This is a genomic window from Mycolicibacter engbaekii (assembly GCF_002101585.1).
Lineage (GTDB): Bacteria > Actinomycetota > Actinomycetes > Mycobacteriales > Mycobacteriaceae > Mycobacterium > Mycobacterium engbaekii.
Window position 1 is genome coordinate 13,146 of record NZ_LQOT01000043.1, and the last position, 21,261, is coordinate 34,406.

General features: G+C 68.1%; 21 protein-coding genes. 19 read left to right on the top strand and 2 right to left on the bottom strand.

All coding sequences use genetic code 11. The features are described from left to right. The first annotated feature begins 24 nt into the window (after positions 1 to 24). The 19 genes from AWC02_RS13540 (at position 25) to AWC02_RS13625 (ending at position 19,549) form a co-directional block, all read left to right on the top strand. A complete protein-coding gene (locus tag AWC02_RS13540) occupies positions 25 to 1,266 on the top strand; it encodes an acyl-CoA dehydrogenase family protein (RefSeq protein ID WP_085129284.1) in 1,242 nt (413 codons plus the stop codon). Then, positions 1,263 to 2,240 (top strand): phosphotransferase family protein, encoded by a 978-nt coding sequence (locus AWC02_RS13545; protein WP_207568054.1) that lies wholly within the window; start codon positions 1,263 to 1,265, stop codon positions 2,238 to 2,240. The genes AWC02_RS13540 and AWC02_RS13545 overlap by 4 nt, the downstream gene beginning before the upstream one ends. Further along, the gene (locus AWC02_RS22180) at positions 2,237 to 2,584 is read left to right on the top strand and encodes a DUF6285 domain-containing protein (protein ID WP_207568055.1); all 348 of its coding nucleotides are present in this window, start codon (positions 2,237 to 2,239) and stop codon (positions 2,582 to 2,584) included. The genes AWC02_RS13545 and AWC02_RS22180 overlap by 4 nt, the downstream gene beginning before the upstream one ends. An 88-nt stretch (positions 2,585 to 2,672) precedes the next feature. Beyond that, positions 2,673 to 3,077, top strand: a complete 405-nt coding sequence (locus AWC02_RS13550) for an Rv3143 family two-component system response regulator (protein WP_085129352.1) — start codon at positions 2,673 to 2,675, stop codon at positions 3,075 to 3,077. Between the two features lie 359 nt (positions 3,078 to 3,436). After that, on the top strand, positions 3,437 to 3,814 hold the full coding sequence (locus tag AWC02_RS13555) for an NADH-quinone oxidoreductase subunit A (RefSeq protein WP_046322134.1): 378 nt from the start codon (positions 3,437 to 3,439) through the stop codon (positions 3,812 to 3,814). Between the two features lie 19 nt (positions 3,815 to 3,833). Further along, positions 3,834 to 4,388 carry a NuoB/complex I 20 kDa subunit family protein gene (locus tag AWC02_RS13560; protein WP_085129285.1) on the top strand — a complete coding sequence of 185 codons (555 nt, stop codon included), beginning with the start codon at positions 3,834 to 3,836 and terminating at the stop codon, positions 4,386 to 4,388. Then, a complete protein-coding gene (locus tag AWC02_RS13565) occupies positions 4,385 to 5,068 on the top strand; it encodes an NADH-quinone oxidoreductase subunit C (protein WP_085129286.1) in 684 nt (227 codons plus the stop codon). The genes AWC02_RS13560 and AWC02_RS13565 overlap by 4 nt, the downstream gene beginning before the upstream one ends. After that, positions 5,068 to 6,381: an NADH dehydrogenase (quinone) subunit D gene (nuoD, locus tag AWC02_RS13570; protein ID WP_085129287.1), complete on the top strand. Its 1,314-nt coding sequence runs from the start codon at positions 5,068 to 5,070 to the stop codon at positions 6,379 to 6,381. Before AWC02_RS13565 ends, nuoD begins: the two co-directional genes overlap by 1 nt. A 59-nt stretch (positions 6,382 to 6,440) precedes the next feature. Further along, on the top strand, positions 6,441 to 7,220 hold the full coding sequence (nuoE, locus tag AWC02_RS13575; RefSeq protein WP_085129353.1) for an NADH-quinone oxidoreductase subunit NuoE: 780 nt from the start codon (positions 6,441 to 6,443) through the stop codon (positions 7,218 to 7,220). Continuing rightward, positions 7,217 to 8,554, top strand: a complete 1,338-nt coding sequence (gene nuoF / locus AWC02_RS13580; RefSeq protein WP_085129288.1) for an NADH-quinone oxidoreductase subunit NuoF — start codon at positions 7,217 to 7,219, stop codon at positions 8,552 to 8,554. The genes nuoE and nuoF overlap by 4 nt, the downstream gene beginning before the upstream one ends. After that, positions 8,551 to 10,950, top strand: a complete 2,400-nt coding sequence (locus AWC02_RS13585) for an NADH-quinone oxidoreductase subunit G (RefSeq protein ID WP_085129289.1) — start codon at positions 8,551 to 8,553, stop codon at positions 10,948 to 10,950. The genes nuoF and AWC02_RS13585 overlap by 4 nt, the downstream gene beginning before the upstream one ends. Next, positions 10,947 to 12,173 carry an NADH-quinone oxidoreductase subunit NuoH gene (nuoH, locus tag AWC02_RS13590; RefSeq protein WP_085129290.1) on the top strand — a complete coding sequence of 409 codons (1,227 nt, stop codon included), beginning with the start codon at positions 10,947 to 10,949 and terminating at the stop codon, positions 12,171 to 12,173. Before AWC02_RS13585 ends, nuoH begins: the two co-directional genes overlap by 4 nt. Continuing rightward, on the top strand, positions 12,166 to 12,735 hold the full coding sequence (gene nuoI, locus AWC02_RS13595; RefSeq protein ID WP_085129291.1) for an NADH-quinone oxidoreductase subunit NuoI: 570 nt from the start codon (positions 12,166 to 12,168) through the stop codon (positions 12,733 to 12,735). Before nuoH ends, nuoI begins: the two co-directional genes overlap by 8 nt. Continuing rightward, the gene (locus AWC02_RS13600; RefSeq protein WP_085129292.1) at positions 12,735 to 13,562 is read left to right on the top strand and encodes an NADH-quinone oxidoreductase subunit J; all 828 of its coding nucleotides are present in this window, start codon (positions 12,735 to 12,737) and stop codon (positions 13,560 to 13,562) included. The genes nuoI and AWC02_RS13600 overlap by 1 nt, the downstream gene beginning before the upstream one ends. Beyond that, positions 13,559 to 13,858 carry an NADH-quinone oxidoreductase subunit NuoK gene (gene nuoK / locus AWC02_RS13605; protein ID WP_046320487.1) on the top strand — a complete coding sequence of 100 codons (300 nt, stop codon included), beginning with the start codon at positions 13,559 to 13,561 and terminating at the stop codon, positions 13,856 to 13,858. The genes AWC02_RS13600 and nuoK overlap by 4 nt, the downstream gene beginning before the upstream one ends. A gap of 15 nt (positions 13,859 to 13,873) precedes the next feature. Beyond that, entirely contained in the window at positions 13,874 to 15,814 is a 1,941-nt protein-coding gene (gene nuoL / locus AWC02_RS13610) for an NADH-quinone oxidoreductase subunit L (protein WP_085129293.1), read from the top strand. Then, positions 15,811 to 17,415 (top strand): NADH-quinone oxidoreductase subunit M, encoded by a 1,605-nt coding sequence (locus tag AWC02_RS13615; RefSeq protein ID WP_085129294.1) that lies wholly within the window; start codon positions 15,811 to 15,813, stop codon positions 17,413 to 17,415. The genes nuoL and AWC02_RS13615 overlap by 4 nt, the downstream gene beginning before the upstream one ends. A gap of 2 nt (positions 17,416 to 17,417) precedes the next feature. Further along, positions 17,418 to 19,019 (top strand): NADH-quinone oxidoreductase subunit NuoN, encoded by a 1,602-nt coding sequence (gene nuoN / locus AWC02_RS13620; RefSeq protein WP_085129295.1) that lies wholly within the window; start codon positions 17,418 to 17,420, stop codon positions 19,017 to 19,019. Positions 19,020 to 19,060: 41 nt separating this feature from the next. After that, on the top strand, positions 19,061 to 19,549 hold the full coding sequence (locus tag AWC02_RS13625) for a flavin reductase family protein (protein ID WP_085129296.1): 489 nt from the start codon (positions 19,061 to 19,063) through the stop codon (positions 19,547 to 19,549). A gap of 19 nt (positions 19,550 to 19,568) precedes the next feature. Here the strand turns inward: AWC02_RS13625 and AWC02_RS13630 are convergent, their stop codons facing one another. Together AWC02_RS13630 and AWC02_RS13635 are read right to left on the bottom strand one after the other, a co-directional pair. Beyond that, the gene (locus tag AWC02_RS13630) at positions 19,569 to 20,567 is read right to left on the bottom strand and encodes a Gfo/Idh/MocA family protein (RefSeq protein ID WP_085129297.1); all 999 of its coding nucleotides are present in this window, start codon (positions 20,565 to 20,567) and stop codon (positions 19,569 to 19,571) included. After that, the gene (locus tag AWC02_RS13635; protein ID WP_085129298.1) at positions 20,564 to 21,259 is read right to left on the bottom strand and encodes a PIG-L deacetylase family protein; all 696 of its coding nucleotides are present in this window, start codon (positions 21,257 to 21,259) and stop codon (positions 20,564 to 20,566) included. Before AWC02_RS13635 ends, AWC02_RS13630 begins: the two co-directional genes overlap by 4 nt. Positions 21,260 to 21,261: the final 2 nt, after the last annotated feature.

Sequence of the window (21,261 nt, forward strand, 5' to 3'; positions counted from 1 at the left end):
AAAAGACCATCTGAAGGAGAAGCAATGGACTTCACACTGCCGGAACACCTTCCCGGACTGCTCGCCGAGATGGACGAGTTCATCGAGCGCGAGATCGCGCCGCTGCAGGCCGATCACATGCAGTATTTCGACCACCGCCGGGAGTTCGCCCGCACCGATGTGGAGCGCGGTGGAGTCCCCCGGCGCGAGTGGGAGGAGCTGCTCGATGAGATGCGCCGGCGGGCCGACGCCGCCGGCTGGCTGCGCTACGCGTTGCCGTCCTCGCTGGGCGGCCGCGACGGCACCAACGTGGACATGGCGGTGATCCGGGAGCACTTGGCGCACAAGGGCCTGGGCCTGCACAACGACCTGCAGGACGAGTCGTCGATCGTGGGCAACTTCCCCCAGGTCATCATGATGGAGCGATTCGGCACCGACGAGCAGCGCAAGGAGTTCTCCGAGGCGCTGATCACCGGCGAGCGATCGATGGCCTTCGGCCTGACCGAACCGGACCACGGTTCGGATGCGACCTGGCTGGAGACCCGCGCGGTGCTCGACGGCGACACCTGGGTGATCAACGGCGCCAAGCGTTTCAACACCGGTGTGCATCGGGCCACTCACGACCTGGTTTTCGCCCGAACCTCCGGCGAGGCCGGATCGGCACGCGGCATCACCGCTTTCCTGGTGCCCACCGACACTCCGGGGTTCACCGTCCCGTTCTACTGGTGGACCTTCAACATGCCCTCCGATCACGGCGAGGTCGAGCTGCGCGACGTGCGCGTTCCGGCCGGCGCGGTGCTCGGCGAGGTCGACGGCGGTCTTGACGTGGCCCAGACCTTCCTGCACGAGAACCGGATCCGCCAGGCCGCCTCGAGTCTGGGCGCCGCGCAATACTGCATCGACCGCGCGGCCGAGTACGCCCGCAAGCGCATCGTGTTCGGCAAGCCGCTGTCGGTCAACCAGGCGGTGCAGTGGCCCTTGGCCGAGTTGCAGACCGAGGCGCAGATGGTGCGGCTGCTGGTCAACTACGCGGCCTGGCACCTGGACCGAGACCACCACCTGGAGGTCTCGGACAAGGTGTCGATGGCCAACTACCGGGCCAACCGGCTGGTGTGCGAGGCCGCCGACCGAGCCATGCAGATCTACGGCGGCCTGGGCTACTCGCGCCACGAGCAGTTCGAGCACATCTACCGGCACCATCGCCGCTACCGGATCACCGAGGGCGCTGAGGAGATCCAGATTCGCCGCGTTGCGCAGCGGCTGTTCGGGTTCGACCGGCGGCGATGAGCGTCGAGCAGCTGGCCGACCGGCTGGCCGGGGTGCTGGAGCCGGTCCTGGGCTCCGTCACGGTCGAGGGCCTGCGCGCCCTGACCGGCGGCGCCAGCCGGGCCACCTGGGCTTTCGACGCCGTACCGGCGACCGGCGAGCGCCGGTCGTTGATTTTGCGCACCGGTCCGCTCGATGAGATCCATGCCAGCATGGAACTCGAGGCGCAGGCGCAGCGCGCCGCAGGCGAGGCCGGTGCGCCGGTGCCGAATGTGCTGATCGCCGACAATTCTCCTGCGGCAGTGGGAAACCCGTATCTGATCTGTGACCTGATCAGTGGGGAGACGGTCGTTCGACGAATCGAGCGCCAGCTCGACGACCCGGGCCGTGAGCGGTTGCTGACTCAATGCGCACAGGCACTGGCCGCTATCCACCGGGCCGACCCGGGCGGTATCGCGCTCAGCGCCGAAGATCAGCTCACCGCCTGCCGGGCGCAGCTCGACAGCATGCCCGACACCACCGCACCGTTCGAGTGGGCGTTTCGGCGGCTGGCCGCGCACCGCCCCCCGCCGGTGCCGGCGCAGCTGGTCCACGGCGATTTCCGGATGGGCAACCTCATGGTCAGCGGCGACGGCGACCTGGCAGGCGTACTGGACTGGGAGCTGGTACACGTCGGCGACGGGTGCGAGGACCTGGCCTGGTTCTGCCTGCGGGCCTGGCGCTTCGGTGCGCCCCTGGAACGCGCCGCCGGTGGGCTGGGCGGAATCGACGCTCTGCTGGCCGCCTACGAGCAGGCGACCGACACCCGAGTGGATAAAGATCGATTCGACTGGTGGTTGATGTTGGGCACACTGCGATGGGGCATCATCTGCCGATACCAGGCGCATCGTCACCTGAGCGGTCAGACCCGTTCGGTGGAACTGGCCACCATCGGCCGGCGAGTCTCCGAGACCGAGTGGGATCTGTTGCGGCTGCTCGACGGGGTCCGGCCGTGAGCGCCGGGGGCCGCCGGCCCACCGCTGCCGAACTGGTCGCCGCGGTCACCGAGTTCCTGGACACGGCGCTGGTGAACAACGCCCAGGCCGGCACCGACGGCCAGGTCAGATTCCACGCCCGAGTCGCGGCCAACGCGCTGCGAATCGTCGAGCGCGAGCTCAACGACACCACCGCCGGTGTCGTCACCGACGCACTGGCAGGCCTGGGCTTCGCCGACGAAGACGAGCTGGCCGCGGCCATCCGGGCCGGCGACCTCGACGACCGGCCGGCGGAGCTGACGGCCTGCCTGTACACCCTGGTGGAGCATCGGCTGGCAATCGACCACCCGGGATACGCCCAATAGCTCCCAAGAGTGACTGTGCGACAGTCGCTTCGACGGTGCTGCGCCAAACCCGGTGTGTCGGGGGCACCCGCGCAGTAGCATCTGCACCGTGTCCGACTCCCATGCCGCGCTGCGAATCCTTGTCTACAGCGACGACGCCGCGACTCGTGAACGGGTGATCACCGCGTTGGGCAGGCACCTGCACCCCGACCTGCCGGAACTGAGCTATGTCGAGGTCGCGACCGAGCCGGTGGTGATCCGGCAGATGGATGCCGGGGGAATCGACCTGGCCATCCTCGACGGCGAGGCCACGCCGGCCGGCGGAATGGGCATCTGCAAACAGCTCAAGGACGAGCTCTCCCCGTGCCCCCCGATCGTGGTGCTGACCGGCCGCGCCGACGACGTCTGGCTGGCCAAGTGGTCGCGCGCGGACGCCGCGGTGGCCCACCCGGTGGACCCCATGGCGCTGAGCCATGCGGTGCTGGGACTGCTGCGCACGCCGACGCCCAGCTGACGCGGGCGCCCAGCTTCGCCAAGCCGCCCGGCTGATACGGCGGCCCCAACTTCGGCTCTCCTACGTCGAGCCTCGCTGACCCGCCCGGGCTGACACGGCGGCCCCAGCTTCGGCTCTCCTACGTCGAGCCTCGCTGACCCGCCCGGGCTGACACAGCGGCCCCAGCTTCGGCTCTCCTACGTCGAGCCTCGCTGACCCGCCGGGTTAGGGCAGCTCAGGGGCGAATTCCCCTGTCGCCGTTACCGCTACAGGTGATGCCCGTCACAGTTGGTGGCAATTTCCAATAACCGCCTCGTGGCAGCGGGCTAGGCTGTGCGTGAAATCACATCGGCGCCCGGAAGGGAACTACGTCACTGAGCATGAACCTGTACCTGCCGATCCTGGTCCTTGCCGCGCTCGCCGCCGGTTTCGCCGTATTTTCCGTGGTCATCACCGCTCTGATCGGCCCGTCGCGCTACAACCGGTCGAAGCTGGAAGCCTACGAATGCGGCATCGAGCCCACCGACCAGCCCGTGAGCGGCCCGCACGCCCCACCCGGGCAGCGGTTCCCGGTGAAGTACTACCTGACCGCGATGCTGTTCATCGTCTTCGACATCGAGATCGTTTTTCTCTACCCCTGGGCGGTTGCCTTCGACGGACTGGGCGTATTCGCCCTCGTCGAAATGGTGCTGTTCGCCGCCGTCGTGTTCGTCGCCTACGCCTACGTCTGGCGGCGCGGGGGCCTGAATTGGGACTGATTTGGAGTAGGCGGCAGACATGGGATTAGAAGAGCAGCTCCCCAGCGGACTCCTGCTGTCCACCGTGGAGGACCTGGCCGGATACTTCCGCACCGGTTCGCTGTGGCCGGCGACCTTCGGGCTTGCCTGCTGCGCCATCGAGATGATGTCGACGATGGCGCCCGACTACGACCTGTCCCGGTTCGGGATGGAGGTGTTTCGCGCCTCCCCACGCCAGGCGGACCTGATGATCGTGGCGGGCCGGGTCAGCCAGAAGATGGCGCCGGTGCTGCGCCAGATCTACGACCAGATGGTGGAGCCCAAGTGGGTGCTGTCGATGGGGGTGTGCGCCTCCTCGGGCGGCATGTTCAACAACTACGCGATAGTGCAAGGAGTTGACCATGTCGTCCCGGTCGATATCTACCTGCCCGGCTGCCCGCCGAGGCCGGAGATGCTGATGTATGCAATCCTCAAGTTACACGAGAAGATTCGCGCGATGCCCTTGGGCGCCAACCGGGAGCAGGTGATCTCCGCGACCGAGGAGGCGGCCCTGTCGGCCCCCTCCACCTGGCAGCTGAAGGGGCTGCTGCGATGACCGAACCCAACGGCAGCCCCGAAGACGTGATCAAGGTGCGTCGCGGCCTGTTCGGCGCGCCGGGCAGCGGCGACACGTCCGGATACGGGCGACTGGTGGCCGAGGTGGCCCTGCCCGCAGAGACGCCGCGGCCCTACGGCGGATACTTCGACGAGCTCGTCGACACCCTGGCCGCGGGCTTGCAGCGCAACGGGATTGAATTCGATGACGCGGTCGAGAAGGTCGTGGTGTACCGCGGCGAGCTCACCCTCTACGTCCGTCGCGCGCAGCTCCCGGCGGTGGCCCAGCTCCTGCGCGACGATCCGGCGCTGCGCTTCGAGCTGAGCCTGGGGGTCTCCGGTGTGCACTACCCCGGCGACGTCGACCGCGAATTGCATGCGGTCTATCCGCTGCGGTCCATCACTCACAGCCGCCGAGTCCGGCTGGAAGTGACTGCCCCCGATGCGGATCCGCACATTCCGTCATTGTTCGCGATCTATCCGACCACGGACTGGCACGAACGAGAGACCTATGACTTCTTCGGGATCATCTTCGACGGCCATCCGTCGCTGACCCGAATCGAGATGCCCGACGACTGGCACGGCCACCCGCAGCGCAAGGACTACCCATTGGGCGGCATCCCCGTCGAGTACAAGGGCGCGCACATACCGCCGCCGGACCAGCGGAGGGCTTACAAATAATGAGCACCGACACACCGCACACCGTCTTGAATGTCGGTGGGCAGGAATGGGATCAGGTTGTCGAGGCTGCAAAGGCCGCTGACCCCGGCGAGCGCATCGTGGTCAACATGGGCCCGCAGCACCCTTCCACCCACGGCGTGCTGCGGCTGATCCTGGAACTCGAGGGCGAGACGGTGACCGAAGCCCGTTGCGGCATCGGCTACCTGCACACCGGCATCGAAAAGAATCTGGAGAACCGCTACTGGACCCAGGGCGTCACGTTCGTGACGCGGATGGACTACCTTTCGCCGTTCTTCAACGAGACCGCCTACTGCCTGGGCGTCGAAAAGCTGCTCGGCATCACCGACGACATCCCCGAGCGTGCCAGTGTCATCCGGGTTCTCATGATGGAGCTCAACCGGATCTCCTCGCACCTGGTGGCGCTCGCTACCGGCGGCATGGAGCTCGGAGCGTTGTCGGTGATGCTGTTCGGCTTCCGGGAACGCGAACTGGTGCTCGACATCTTCGAAGCGATCACCGGTCTGCGGATGAACCACCAGTACGTCCGGCCCGGCGGGGTGTCGGTCGACCTCCCCGACGACGCGATTCCGCAGATCCGCGACTTCTTGAAACTGATGCCCGAGCGGCTCAAGGACATCGAAGATCTGCTGACCGAGAACTACATCTGGAAGGCCCGCACCAAAGGGGTGGGCTATCTGGACCTGACCGGGTGCATGGCGCTGGGCATCACCGGCCCGGTCCTGCGCTCGACCGGCCTGCCCTATGACGTGCGGCGCGCCGAACCGTATTGCGGCTACCAGGACTACGAATTCGATGTGATCACCGATGACGGCTGTGACGCCTACGGCCGCTACCTGATCCGCATCGCCGAGATCAAGGAGTCCCTGAAAATCGTCGAACAGTGTGTAGAACGGTTGGCCAAGCTGCACGGAGAGCCGGTGATGGTCTCCGACCGCAAGATCGCCTGGCCGGCCGACCTCAAACTCGGCAAGGACGGGCTCGGCAACTCGCGCGAGCACATCGGCTGGATCATGGGCCACTCGATGGAAGGGCTTATCCACCACTTCAAGCGAGTCACCGAGGACCTGTGGGTGCCGCCCGGACAGGTGTTCGTCTCCGTGGAGTCGCCCCGCGGCGAACTGGGGGTGCACATGGTCAGCGACGGCGGTACCCGCCCCTACCGGGTGCACTACCGGGACCCGTCGTTCACCAACCTGCAGGCCGTGGCCGCCATGAGCGAGGGCGGGCTGATCGCCGACGTGATCGCCGCGGTTGCCAGCATCGACCCGGTCATGGGCGGAGTGGACCGGTGAGCGCGGCGGCCGGCGAGTTCGACCGGGCCGGCGTCAACAAGACCGGGCGCGGCCGGTTGATGCCGCCCACCGCCGGAACCGATGGCAACCGGGTCTTCCTGCAGTTGGGCCGCCAGCCCGAAGAACCCAACCAGTTCAACCACCCGGACGCTCCGACCAGTTACGCCCCCGATGTTCGGGCCCGGCTGGAGGCCGACGCCAAGGAGATCATCGGGCGCTACCCGCAGCCCCGCTCGGCGATCCTGCCGCTGCTGCATCTGGTGCAGGCGCAAGACACCTACATCACCCCGGCCGGGCTGGCGTTCGTCGCCGAGCTGCTCGGGCTGACCAGTGCCGACGTCTCCGGTGTGGCGTCGTTCTACTCGATGTACCGCCGTGATCCCACCGGCAAGTACCTGGTCGGGGTGTGTACCAACACGCTGTGCGCGGTGATGGGCGGCGACGCCATCTACGACGAGCTCAAGAGTCATCTGGGTGTCGGCAACGATCAGACGACTGACGACGGGGCCATCACCTTGCAGCACATCGAGTGCAACGCGGCGTGCGACTACGCACCCGTGGTGATGGTGAACTGGGAGTTCTTCGACAATCAGACCCCGGAATCGGCCCGCGAGCTGGTCGACAAGCTGCGCGACGACGCCGAGGTGCGGCCCACCCGCGGGATGCCGCTGTGCAGTTTCGCCGCCAACGAACGAATTCTCGCCGGTTTCCCCGACGAGCGCCCCGACGACGGCCAGGGCGGCGCCGGTGCGGCGACGCTGGCCGGCCTGCAGGTGGCGCGCGAGCACGGGATGACAGCACCGGAGCCAGACGCCGAGGACCGTGGGGGCCAGAAATGACACGCGCCGAGGGCACACCGCTGACACCGGTGCTCAGCAGCTACTGGGACGACCCCGAATCGTGGACGCTTGAGACCTACCGCCGCCACGACGGCTACACCGGGATGCAGCGCGCGCTGGCGATGACCCCCGACGAGGTCATCGAACTGGTCAAGGACTCCGGGTTGCGCGGCCGGGGCGGCGCCGGGTTCTCCACCGGTACCAAATGGTCCTTCGTCCCGCAGGGCAGCGATGGCGCCGGGGCCCGCCCCCACTACCTGCTGGTCAACGCCGACGAGTCCGAACCCGGCACCTGCAAGGACATGCCGCTGCTGATGGCCACGCCGCACGTGCTCATCGAGGGCATGATCGTGTGCTGCTACGCCATCCGGGCCCGCCACGCCTTCATCTACGTGCGCGGCGAGGTGGTTCCGGTGGTACGCCGGCTGCAGGCCGCGGTAGCCGAGGCGTACGCGGCGGGGCTGCTGGGCACCGACATCGGCGGCAGCGGCTTCGACCTGGACATCACCGTGCACGCCGGGGCGGGGGCCTACATCTGCGGTGAGGAAACCGCGCTGATCGAGTCGCTGGAGGGCTACCGGGGCCAGCCCCGGCTGCGCCCGCCGTTCCCCGCCGTGGCCGGGCTGTATGCGTCGCCGACGGTGGTCAACAACGTCGAATCGATTGCCAGCGTTCCCGCCATCCTGCGTAACGGAGCGGAGTGGTTCCGCTCCATGGGCACCGAGAAGTCCCGCGGGTTCACCCTGTATTCGCTGTCGGGGCACGTCAACCGGCCCGGCCAATACGAAGCGCCGCTGGGCATCACACTGCGCGAACTGCTCGGCTACGCCGGCGGGATACGCGACGGGCACCGGCTGAAGTTCTGGACGCCGGGTGGGTCGTCGACCCCGATCCTGACCGAGGAGCATCTCGACATCCCGCTGGACTACGAGGGCATGGCCTCGGCCGGATCCATGCTGGGCACCAAGGCGTTACAGATCTTCGACGAGACCACCTGCGTGGTCCGCGCGGCCGCCCGGTGGTCGGAGTTCTACAAGCACGAGTCCTGCGGGAAATGCACGCCGTGCCGGGAGGGCACCTACTGGCTAGTGCCCATCTACGAACGGCTGGAATCCGGCCGGGGCACCCCCGAAGACCTCGACACCCTGCTCGACATCGCCGACGTCCTGTTCGGGAAGTCCTTCTGCGCCTTGGGCGATGGCGCGGCGATGCCGGTGAAGTCGTCGATCGAGTACTTCCGTGACGAATACATCGCCCACCTCGACGGGGGCTGCCCGTTCGACCCGAAAGCGAGCATGTACGTGGCAGGTGGATCCCACGGCGGTGTGGCGTGACTCAAAACGCTCAGCCCGATGGTCAGGAAACGGTCACCCTCACCATCGACGACCAACAGATCACCGTCCCCAAGGGCACCTTGATCATCCGCGCGGCCGAGCAGCTGGGCATCGAGGTCCCGCGGTTCTGCGACCACCCGCTGCTGGACCCGGTGGCCTGGTGCCGGCAGTGCATGGTCGAGGTGGAAGGCCAGCGCAAGCCGCAGCCGTCGTGCGCGGTGGCCGCCGCCGACGGCATGGTGGTACGCACCCAGCACACCTCCGCCGAGGCCGACCGGGCCCAGCACCTGGTGATGGAGCTGCTGCTGATCAACCACCCGCTGGACTGCCCGACCTGCGACAAGGGCGGAGAGTGCCCGCTGCAGAACCAGGCCATGGCGCATGGGCGCTCCGAGACTCGCTTCGAAGAGGCCAAGCGCCACTACCCCAAACCGATCAACATCTCCGCCCAGGTGCTGCTGGACCGGGACCGCTGCATCCTGTGCGCACGCTGCACCCGGTTCGCCAACGAGATCGCCGGGGACAAACTCATCGAGATGATGGACCGCGGCGCCCTGCAGCAGGTCGGCATCTACAGCGACACCCCGTTCGACTCCTACTTCTCGGGCAACACCGTCCAGATCTGCCCGGTGGGCGCGCTCACCGGCGCCTCCTACCGCTTCCGGGCCCGGCCCTTCGACCTGGTGTCCACGCCGAGCGTCTGCGAACACTGCGCGTCGGGCTGCGCCCAGCGCACCGACCACCGGCGCGGCAAAGTGATGCGGCGACTGGCCGGCGACGACCCGGACGTCAACGAAGAGTGGAACTGCGACAAGGGCCGCTGGGCCTTCACCTACGCCACCCAGAGCGACCGCATCACCACACCGCTGGTCCGCGACGACAGCGGAAACCTGGTTCCCACCTCCTGGCCGCACGCGGCGGCGGTTGCCGCTCGGGGCCTGGCTGCGGCCCGCGGCCGCACCGGGGTGCTCGTCGGCGGCCGGATGTCGGCCGAAGACGCCTACAGCTACGCCAAATTCGCCCGGCTGGCACTGCACAGCGATGACATCGACTTCCGGGCGCGGGCGCACTCCGCCGAGGAGGCCGCGTTCCTGGCCGCCCGGGTGGCCGGCCGCGGCATCGAGGTCAGCTATGCCGACCTGGCGACCGCGCCGGTAGTGCTGCTGGCCGGGCTGGAACCCGAGGAAGAATCGCCGATCGTCTTCCTGCGGCTGCGCAAGGCGGCCCGCAAGAACGCCACCCAGGTGATCAGCGTCGCCCCGTTCGCCGACCGCGGCCTGGCCAAGGTGTCCGGCACCCTGCTGGCCGTCGTTCCCGGCGGCGAGGCCGCCGCACTGGACGACCTGCACACCGCCGACCTCGGGCAATCGCTGCGCCAGCCGGGCGCGGTGATCCTGGTCGGCGAACGCCTGGCGACTTCGCCGGGAGCCCTGTCTGCGGCGGCCCGGCTGGCCGAGGCCACCGGCGCCAAGCTGGCGTGGGTGCCCCGACGCGCCGGCGAGCGCGGCGCGCTGGACAGCGGCGCGCTGGCCGGGCTGCTCCCCGGCGGTCGGCCGCTGGAGGACCCGGGGGCGCGAGCCGAGGTCGCACGGGCATGGGGCCTCGACGGCCCCGACGGCCTGCCGTCGCAGGCCGGGCGCACCACCGACGCCATCCTGGCGGCCGCCGGCGACGGCACCCTGCAGGCACTGCTGGTCGGCGGGGTCGAACCGGCCGACTTGGCCGACCCGGCAGCGGCTTTGGCGGCCCTCGACGCGGTGGGCTTTTTGGTCAGCCTCGAGCAGCGGCACAGCGAAGTCACCGAACGCGCCGACGTGGTGCTGCCGGTCGCGGTCGCGGCCGAAAAAGCCGGTACCTACGTCAACTGGGAGGGCCGGCACCGTCGGTTCGGCGTCGCCCTGGGCGACAGCGGCGCCCTCCCGGACCGGCGCGTGCTCGACGTCATCGCCGAGGAAATGGGCGTGCCGCTGGGCCTGTCCACCGTGGAAGCGGCCCGCGAGGAGCTGGCGGCGCTGCGCAGCTGGGCCGGTGACCGGCCCGCCGGGCCCGACGTGGCCGCGGGCCCGCCGCCGCAGCCCGGCAGCGGTGAAGCGGTACTGGCCGGCTGGCGCATGTTGCTCGACGAGGGACGGTTGCAGGCCGGTGAACGCAACCTGGCGGCCACCGCCCGCACGCCGGTGGCGCGCCTGTCGGCCGCGACGGCCGCCGACATCGGTGCGGCAGCAGGGGATCCGGTCACCGTCAGTACCGAACGCGGCCGAATCACCTTGCCGCTGGCCATCACCGACATGCCGGACAACGTGGTGTGGCTGCCGATGAACTCGGCCGGCTCGGCGGTACACCGGGACCTGGGGGTCAGCCCCGGCGCGACAGTACAGATTGGACGCACACCATGAGCGATCCTTTGTGGTTGATGCTGGTCAAGGTGCTGGGCATCTTCTTGTTTCTGCTTCTGACGGTTGTCCTGGCAATCGTCATCGAACGCAAAGTAGTGGGCCGCATGCAGATGCGCCCCGGCCCCAACCGGGTGGGGCCCAAAGGCTGGCTGCAGAGCCTCGCCGATGCGATCAAGCTGGCACTCAAGGAGGACATCACCCCCTTCAACGTCGACCGGGCGATCTACGCTCTGGCCCCGGTCATTTCGACGGTGCCGGCGATCACGGCTTTCGCGGTGATTCCCCTGGGTCCCGAGGTCAGCATCTTCGGCCACCGCACCGCGTTGCAGCTGGCGGACCTTCCGATCGCGGTGCTGTTCGTGCTGGCGATGTCCTCGATCGGGGTGTATGGAATCATCCTGGCCGGCTGGTCGTCGGGTTCGGCCTATCCCCTGCTCGGCGGGATCCGCTCCACCGCCCAGGTGATCTCCTACGAGGTCGCGATGGGACTGGCATTCGCCTCGGTGTTCCTCTACGCCGGGACGATGGCCACCTCGGGAATCGTGGCGGCCCAGGACCGGGTGTGGTTCGCCTTCCTGTTGATGCCGGCCTTCCTGGTCTACCTGACCGCGATGGTCGGCGAGACCAACCGGGCGCCGTTCGACCTGCCCGAGGCCGAGGGCGAACTCGTCGGAGGCTTTCACACCGAATACTCGTCGCTGAAGTTCGCGCTGTTCTTCCTGGCCGAATACATCAACATGACCACGGTGTCCGCGCTCGCCGTCACGCTGTTCCTCGGCGGCTGGCACGCCCCGTTCCCGTTCAACCTGTGGCCGGCCGCCAACACCGGCTGGTGGCCGCTGCTGTGGTTCACCGCCAAGCTGTGGGGATTCATCTTCGTCTACATCTGGCTGCGGGGCACCCTGCCCCGGTTGCGCTACGACCAGTTCATGGCGCTGGGCTGGAAGATCCTGATCCCCGTGGCGCTGACCTGGGTGCTGCTCGCCGCCGGGATGCGCAGTCTGCGCAACGACGGCTACGAGAATTGGCAACTGGCACTGGCCAGCCTGAGCACACTGACCACGGTCGTGGTGCTGCTGGCGCTGCACCGGCGATTCAGCACGTTGAACACCCGTCTTGAATCGGCGCCGGCGCCTCCCGTCGTCGCATCCGAAGGATCATTCCCCACCCCACCGCTGCCGCAACGCCCGTCGTCGCGGGCCAAGGAGGACATCCATGGCTAGCATCAGAGACGCCCTGGCCGGGTTCGGCGTCACGTGGAAGACGATGTTCAAGCGGCCGATCAACGACGGCTACCCCGAGCGCAAGAAGCCGACGGCGCCGCGGTACCACGGCCGGCACCGCCTCAACCGGCACCCGGACGGGCTGGAGAAGTGCATCGGCTGCGAGCTGTGCGCGTGGGCCTGTCCCGCCGACGCGATCTATGTGGAGGCCGCCGACAACACCGACCAGGAGCGTTTCTCCCCCGGCGAACGTTATGGCCGGGTCTACCAGATCAACTACCTGCGCTGCATCGGCTGCGGGCTGTGCATCGAAGCCTGCCCCACCCGCGCGCTGACCATGACCAACGAATACGAGATGGCCGCCGATAACCGTGCCGAGCTGATCTGGGAGCGCGAGCAGTTGCTGGCACCGCTGGAGCCCGGCATGGTGGCCCCACCGCACGCGATGCCGCCCGGCGCCACCGAAAAGGACTACTACCTGGGCAGGGTCAGCCCCAACGGACTCGACGCCGACCCTGATCTGTTCGTCATGCTGGACCGAGTGAAGCAGGGCAAAGCCTGATGGGCGGCCAACTGCTCGCCGCCGACATCGTCGTGCGCACCTCCACCGGAGAGGCGGTCACGTTCTGGATCCTCGGCGTGGTCGCCGTCATCGGGGCCATCGGGGTGGTCACCGCCGCCAAAGCGGTGTACTCGGCACTGTTTCTGGCGATGACGATGCTGATCCTGGCGGTGTTCTACTTCGTCCAGGACGCGATGTTCCTCGGCGTGGTGCAGATCGTGGTCTACACCGGCGCGGTGATGATGCTGTTCCTGTTCGTGATGATGCTGATCGGTGTCGACTCGGCCGAGTCATTGGCGGAGACCCTGCGCGGGCAGCGGATCGCCGCCACGCTGTCGGGCATCGGGTTCGGGATGCTGCTGATCGCCGGGATCGGCGGAGCCACCATGCACCTGCGCGGCATCAGCACACCCGCAGCGACCCCGACCGGATCGGCGGACCTGAGCCAACACAACGTCGAAGGCCTCGCGGCGCTGATCTTCACCCGCTATCTGTGGGCGTTCGAGCTCACCAGCGCGCTGCTGATCACCGCGGTGCTCGCAGCGATGGTGCTGACCCACCGTGAGCGACTGCAGCCCCGAATGACCCAGCGGGAGCTGTCTATCCAGCGCTTCCAATCCGGCCGGCGGCCCACACCACTGCCCACCCCCGGTGTCTACGCGCGCCACAACGCCGTGGACGTCGCCGCCCGCCTGCCCGACGGGACGTTCTCGGCGCTGTCGGTGTCAGACACCTTGACCCACCGCTGGGTCGGCGCCACCGGCAACGCCGAACACGCCGCCGACACGTCCGCGGGAACTCCAGCCGGCAACGGGGAGGACCAGTGAATCCGGAGAACTACCTGTACCTGTCGGCGATGCTGTTCACCATCGGCGCCACCGGAGTGCTGTTGCGCCGCAACGCCCTGGTGATGTTCATGTGTGTCGAGCTGATGCTCAATGCCGCCAACCTGGCGTTCGTCACCTTCGCGCGGCTGCACTCTGCGCTCGACGGCCAGATGGTGGCGTTTTTCACCATGGTCGTCGCCGCCTGTGAGGTGGTGATCGGCCTGGCCATCATCATGACGATCTTCCGGGCCCGGCGATCGGCCTCGGTCGACGACGCGAACCTACTGCGCGGCTAGGAGTTTGGGAGCCCTATGACGAATCTGAGCCAGCTGAGCTGGCTGCTGGTTGCCCTGCCGACCGCCGGTGCGCTGATCCTGTTACTCGGCGGGCGCCGAACCGACCGGTGGGGGCACCTGCTGGCCTGCGCCACGGTGCTCGGCTCGTTCGGGATCGGGCTGGCCCTGCTGGCCGACATGCTGGGCCGAGGCCCCGACGACCGGTCGATCCACACCCACCTGTTCAGCTGGGTGCCGGTGGGTGCCCTGCAGGTCGACTTCGGAGTGCTCATCGACCAGCTCTCGATCTGCTTCGTGCTGCTGATCACCGGCGTGGGCGCGTTGATCCACATCTACTCGACCGGCTACATGAAGCACGATCCCGACCGCCGGCGCTTCTTTGCCTACCTGAACCTGTTCGTCGCCGCGATGCTGCTGCTGGTGGTCGCCGACAACTACCTGGGCCTCTACGTCGGCTGGGAAGGCGTCGGCCTGGCGTCCTACCTGCTGATCGGCTTCTGGTACGCCCGGCCGGTGGCGGCCGCGGCGGGCAAAAAGGCCTTCGTGTCCAACCGCGTAGGCGATATCGGACTGTCGTTGGCGATGTTCGTGATGTTCGCCGGATTCGGCACGCTGTCCTTCGACGGCCTGTTCGGCGCGGTCGGCGAGGCCGGCCCCAGCGGCCTGACCACTGCCATCGGCCTGCTGCTGCTGGTGGGTGCCTGCGCCAAGTCCGCACAGGTGCCGCTGCAGGCCTGGTTGTTCGACGCGATGGAAGGCCCGACGCCGGTATCGGCGCTGATCCACGCCGCCACCATGGTGACCGCCGGCGTCTACCTGATCGTGCGGTCGGGCCCGGTGTTCGACCTGTCCCCCGACGCCCGCCTGGCCGTGGTCGTGGTCGGCGCCCTCACGCTGCTGTTCGGTGCCATCATCGGCTGCGCCAACGACGACATCAAACGAGCCCTGGCCGCCTCCACGGTGAGCCAGATCGGCTACATGGTGCTGGCCGCAGGCCTGGGCCCGGCCGGCTACGCGGTGGCGATCATGCACCTGCTCACCCACGGCTTCTTCAAGGCCGGACTGTTCCTGGGCTCCGGGTCGGTGATGCACGGGATGAACGACGAGCAGAACATGCGTCGCTACGGCGCCCTGCGCAGCTTCATGCCGGTGACCTTCGTGACGTTCGGGTTGTGCTACCTGGCGATCATCGGGGTGCCGCCGTTCGCCGGCTACTGGTCCAAGGACGCCATCATCGAGGCCGCCCTGGCCACCGGCGGCACCCGCGGCTGGATCCTGGGGGCCGTGACCATCCTGGGCGCCGGTATCACCGCCTTCTACATGACCCGCGTGATGCTGATGACGTTCGGCGGCGAACGCCGTTGGGCGGCCGACGAGAGCGAGGTGACCGCGGAACGGGCACTGCAGCACCCGCACGAATCGCCGTCGGTGATGACCTGGCCGATGATCGTGCTGGCAGTCGGCGCCGTCTTCGCCGGCGGCGCGCTGGCCGTCGGCGGGCGCTTGGAGCACTGGCTGGAGCCGGTGGTCAGCTCGGTGGCGGCGGTCGGCGAAGACCACGCGGCGCACGCCATCCCGGCCTGGCTTACCGGAGCCATCACCCTGGGAGTCGTCCTGGTCGGTGTCGCGGTGGCCTACAACATGTACGGCCGCAAGCCGATACCGATCACCGCTCCCACCGACGTCTCGGCGCTGACGGTGGCGGCCCGCAACTATCTCTACGGCGATGCCTTCAACGAGGAGGTGCTGATGCGTCCGGGTAACCGACTTGCCCAAGACCTGGTCAAGGTGGACGACGGGGTGATCGACGGTTCGGTCAACACCGGAGCGGGGCTGGTCGCGATCGCCTCATATCTGGTGCGGCGCCTGCAGACCGGCTTCGTGCGCTCGTATGCGCTGACGATGCTCGCCGGTGCGGTCCTGGTCGTGGCGATGGTGCTGGCGGTGCAGCTGTGAACGCCAACGCGAGCGTGCCCTGGCTGAGCCTGCTGTGGCTGCTGCCGCTGGTCGGCGCCGGGCTGGTGATCGTGTTGCCGGCCGGCCGGCCGGGCCTGGCTAAGTACACCGGCCTGCTGGTCAGCCTTGCCACGCTGGGGGTGGCCGTCGTGGTCACCGTCGGGTTCGACACCACTCCGGTGTCCGCCCCCTACCAGTTCGTCGAATCCCATTCCTGGATACCGGCGTTCGGGGCGAGCTACACCCTGGGGGTGGACGGCATCGCGGTGATCCTGGCGTTGCTGACCGCCGGGCTGGTGCCGCTGCTGATGCTGGCCGGGTGGAACGACGGGGAGACCGGCGACGATGCTGACGACGCGCCGCGCCCGGCAGGTCGCGCGCGGGGACCGCACGCATTCGCGGCGCTGACGCTGACCGTCGAGGCGATGGTGCTGATCTCGCTGGTCTCGCTGGACGTCCTGCTGTTCTACGTGTTCTTCGAAGCCATGCTGATCCCGATGTACTTCATGATCGGCGGCTTCGGCAGGGGCGCAAAGCGTTCCCAGGCGGCCCTGAAGTTCCTGCTGTACAACCTGTTCGGTGGCCTGATCATGCTGGCCGCCGTGATCGGGGTGTACGTGGCCAGTTCCGGGGCAGGCTCGTCCGGCGGCACTTTCGACTTCCGCGAACTGGTCTCGATCTTCTCGCCGGCGACCACCACCGTGGATCCGGGCGTCCTCAAGCTGCTGTTCGTCGGCTTCATGTTCGCCTTCGCCGTCAAAGCTCCGCTGTGGCCGCTGCACCGGTGGCTGCCCGACGCGGCGGTGGAATCCACCCCCGCGACCGCGGTGCTGATGATGGCGGTGATGGACAAAGTGGGCACCTTCGGGATGCTGCGCTATTGCCTGCAGCTGTTCCCGGACGCATCCACCTATTTCCGGCCGACCATCATCGCGCTCGCGGTCATCGGAGTGGTCTACGGCGCGATGGTGGCGATCGGGCAACGCGACATCATGCGGTTGATCGCCTACACCTCGATCTCCCACTTCGGGTTCATCATTCTGGGGATCTTCGTGATGACCAGCCAGGGACAGAGCGGTTCGACGCTGTACATGCTCAACCACGGATTGTCCACGGCGGCCTTGTTCTTGATCGCCGGGTTCCTGATCGCCCGGCGCGGCGGCACCAGGGCGATCGCCGACTACGGTGGCGTGCAGAAGGTGGCCCCGGTGCTGGCCGGCACCTTCATGGTCGCCGCGATGGCCACCCTCTCACTGCCGGGCCTGGCCCCGTTCATCAGTGAATTCCTGGTGCTCATCGGCACGTTCAACCGGTACTGGGTGGCGGCGGCGGTCGGCTCCACGGCGTTGGTGTTGTCGTCGATCTACATGCTGTGGCTGTACCAGCGGGTGATGACCGGACCTGTCGCGCACGGCAATGAACGCATCCACGATCTGGTTCCGCGCGAGCTGCTGGTCGTCACACCGTTGATCGCGCTGTTGCTGTTCCTCGGCTTCTACCCCAAACCGGCGCTGGACATCATCAATCCGGGCGTCGAGCACACCTTGACCACGATCGGTCAGACCGACCCGGCACCGCTGACCGCTGAGGGGGCGCACTGACCATGGCGGGCATGCCAATCCCATCTGTCGAATACGGCCTCGTGCTGCCGCTGCTGATCGTCTTCGGCACCGCGGTGGCCGGCGTGGCCGTCGAAGCGTTCGTCCCGCGCCGGGCGCGCTATGCGACCCAAGTGCTGCTCGCCGTCGGCGGCCTGGCCGCCGCGTTCGCCGCAATCATCGAAGTGGGCCGCGAACTGCCGGCCGACGGCCGCGTCGCGGTACTGGGCGCGGTGGCGGTGGACCGGCCGGTGCTGGTGCTGCAGGCCACCATCGCACTGGTGGGGATCATGGCCGTGGTGTTCATGGCGGAGCGCAACATCGGCACCGGCGTTGTCGAAGGTCCGGGTGCCGCGACCGCGCCGACGGCACCGCCGCGCGCGGGTATGGACGCGTTCACGCCCCAGGCGTCGGCGGTGCCCGACAGCGTCGCCGAACTCGACGCCGCCCGGGCCGGGGTGACCCAGACCGAGGTGTTCCCGCTGACCGTGCTGGCGATCGGTGGCATGATGGTGTTCCCCGCCGCCAACGATCTGGTCACCATGTTCGTGGCACTGGAAGTGCTCTCCCTGCCGCTGTATCTGCTGTGCGGTCTGGCCCGCTACCGCCGCCTGCTCTCCCAGGAAGCAGCACTGAAGTATTTCTTGCTGGGCGCGTTCTCCTCGGCGCTGTTCCTGTTCGGTGCGGCTTTGCTTTACGGCGCCACCGGGACGCTGACCCTGACAGAGATCGGCGAGCGGCTGTTCGCCCACAGCGGCGACCCGCTGGCGCTGATCGGCGCCGGCCTGATCCTGGTCGGCCTGTTCTTCAAAGTCGGCGCCGTGCCCTTCCATTCATGGGTGCCCGACGTCTATGTCGGAGCGCCGACACCGGTGACCGGATTCATGGCGGCCGCCACCAAAGTCGCCGCCTTCGGGGCGATGCTGCGCATCCTCTACGTCGCGCTGCCGGCGCTGCACGACCAGTGGCGTCCCCTGCTGTGGCTGATCGCAATTGTGACCATGGTGGTCGCCACCATCGCAGCGATCACCCAGACCGAGGTCAAGAGGATGCTCGCCTATTCCTCGATCGCGCACGCGGGTTTCGTGCTGACCGGCGTCTTGTCCGCGATCCCGGCCGGCGTCTCTGCGACGCTGTTCTACTTGGTCGCCTACAGCTTCTCCACCGTGGGCGCCTTCGCCGTGGTGAATCTGATCCGTGGCTCCAGCGGTGAAGAGGAACTCGACATGGCCCGGTGGGCAGGGCTGGGCCGGCGCTATCCCGTGGTGGGCTTGCTGTTTTCGATGTTCCTGCTGGCCTTCGCCGGCATTCCGCTCACCAGTGGCTTCATCAGTAAATTCGCGGTCTTCAAAGCCGCCGCCGAAGGCGGCGCCGCACCGCTGGTGGTGGTGGGCGTGGTCGCCAGCGGTGTGGCCGCCTACTTCTACGTCCGGGTGATCGTGTTGATGTTCTTCACCGACTCCCCTGCCGATCCGCCGAACCTGGTTCTACCCAGCGTCTGGAGCAAGGCGGCGATCGCCCTGTGCGCAGCGGTGACGGTGTTGCTGGGAGTGTTCCCGCAGCCACTGCTGGACCTGGTGGACGCGGCAACGCAATTCGCGCAGTAAGCGGGGTATGCCCGTCGCCCCGGGCGGGTACACCCCCGGATATGGGCGACGAGTCATTTCAGCAGCTGGTCAGCATGCTGGACTACACCATGTTCGTGGTCACCACCCGGGCACACGACGAGACCTCGGGCTGCCTGGTGGGCTTCGCCACCCAGACCAGCATCGATCCGGCCAGATTCCTGGTGGGAATTTCCAAACGCAACCACACCTTCGCCGTGGCGGCCGCATCCGAGCACTTGGCCGTCCACGTACTGGCCCGCGACGACATGGAGCTGGCCCGGCTGTTCGGCAGCCAGACCGGGGACGACATCAACAAATTCGAGCACTGCGCCTGGCACCGCGGTCCGGAGGGAATGCCCATCCTCGATGCGGCACCGGGATGGTTCGTCGGCAAGACCCTGCGCCGCATCGACCTCGGCGACCATCTCGGCTACCTGTTGGAGCCGGTCGCCGCGGAAGCCGAGACGCGCACCCCCGACTTGCTGTCGCTTGCCGACGTCGTGGACCTGGAACCGGGCCACAGCGCCTGAGCACTCACCGCCGCAGCGCTCAGGCCGGTTCGCGCAGCGGCAGACCCGCGGCCCGGTAGATCGCGTCGATGACCGCCATGTTCTCGATCGCGTCCTGCGGGGTGGTCCGAACCGGGGCGCCGCGCAGCACGGCGGCGGCGAACGCGTCGAGCTGGTAGGCATAGGAAGCCCGATGGCTGAACCGCTCCACCCGCCTGCCCCGCCGGGTGCGAACCCCCAATCGGTGAAAGTACTGGGGCATCAACGGGTTGAGCGCGCGCAGCTCGCCGTGTTCGCCGATCACGCGGGCGCTGATCTGCAACAGGTTCGACGACCACAGCGAACAACGGATCGTCCCGGTGTGCCCGCCCGGAAACTGCAGCCGCGCCGTCATCGCCCGGTCCACGAACCGATCACGCAGTTTCGCCTGCGCCTGCACGACGTCGGGGGTCCCGCCGCCGAAGGTACGGGCCATGTGGACCGCGTAGCAGCCGGCGTCCATCAACGCTCCGCCGGCCAGCGGGTAGTGGTAACGGATGTCGGAGAACCACGGCAGGGGAAAACTGAGCGCGGCGTCGACCCGCTGGAGCTTGCCCAATTCACCCGAGGCGATGATCTCCTCGATGCGAAGTGTCATCGGGTGATAGCGGTAGTGGAACGCCTCCATCACCACCAGGTCGGTGCGCGCGGCGGCCGCGGCGATCGCCCGGGCCTCCTCGGCGTTGGCGGTGAACGGTTTCTCGCACAGCACATGCTTGCCGGCATCCAGCGCTGCGCGCGTCCACCTGCCGTGCAGGTGGTTGGGCAACGGGATGTACACGGCGTCGACGGCCGGGTCGGCGATCAGCGCGTCGTAGCTGTCGTGGACCCGCTCGATGCGGTGCTTGCCGGCGAAGGCACGGGCGCGACCGACGTCGCGCGCTGCCACGGCGCTGACCACCACTTCCGGGTTGGCGGCGGCGGGCTTGAGCAGTGCATCCGGGGCGATCCGGGCCGCCCCCAGCACTCCGATGCGCAGCACCGGGGTGATTCCGGTCATGCCTCGGCGCTCCGGATGAGTCGGAAACCGGCCAACCGGCGGCCGGGCAGCGCCGACGTCGTCATATCGACCACCTTGCGTGCCTGCTCACCTACCGCTGTGGCGGGGTCGAGCACCGACAGGTAGACCTCGTGGGCGGCCAGCGACTCCACCGCGGTGTCGAGGTAGGCGTCCACGTCCTCGACGTGACTGGGTCCCGGCCCGCCCTGGAAAAGCCAACGGGGCGTGGACGCCATGGCGTCCCAGGCGTCGGTGACGGCGGCAGCGAATTCGATGTGGTCACGCTGATTGGGCATCCCCGGCCCGAACTCGGGAGCTCCGTAAACCGCGACCACCACGTCGGGGCGCACGTGCGCGATCACCGAGGCGATCTTGGCCCGCAGTGCCGGCGTGTTGACGATGTTGCTGTCCGGAAAGTCCCAGAACTCGACGCCGGCGACCGGGTCCACCCCCACGATCGCCGCGGCCCGCCGTTGCTCGGCCTCCCGCAGAGGGCCCGCCTGCTGCGGATCCATCCCGGCGATACCCCGCTCGCCCCGCGATGCCAGCGCGTAGCGCACCCGTTTGCCGGCGGCGGTCCACTTCGCCACCGCTGCCGCGATGCCGTACTCGGGGTCGTCGGGATGCGGAACCAGCACCAGCATCGAGGCCCAGTCCGCCGGGAACGGCAGCGGTTCGTTCGGTGCGGTCATGG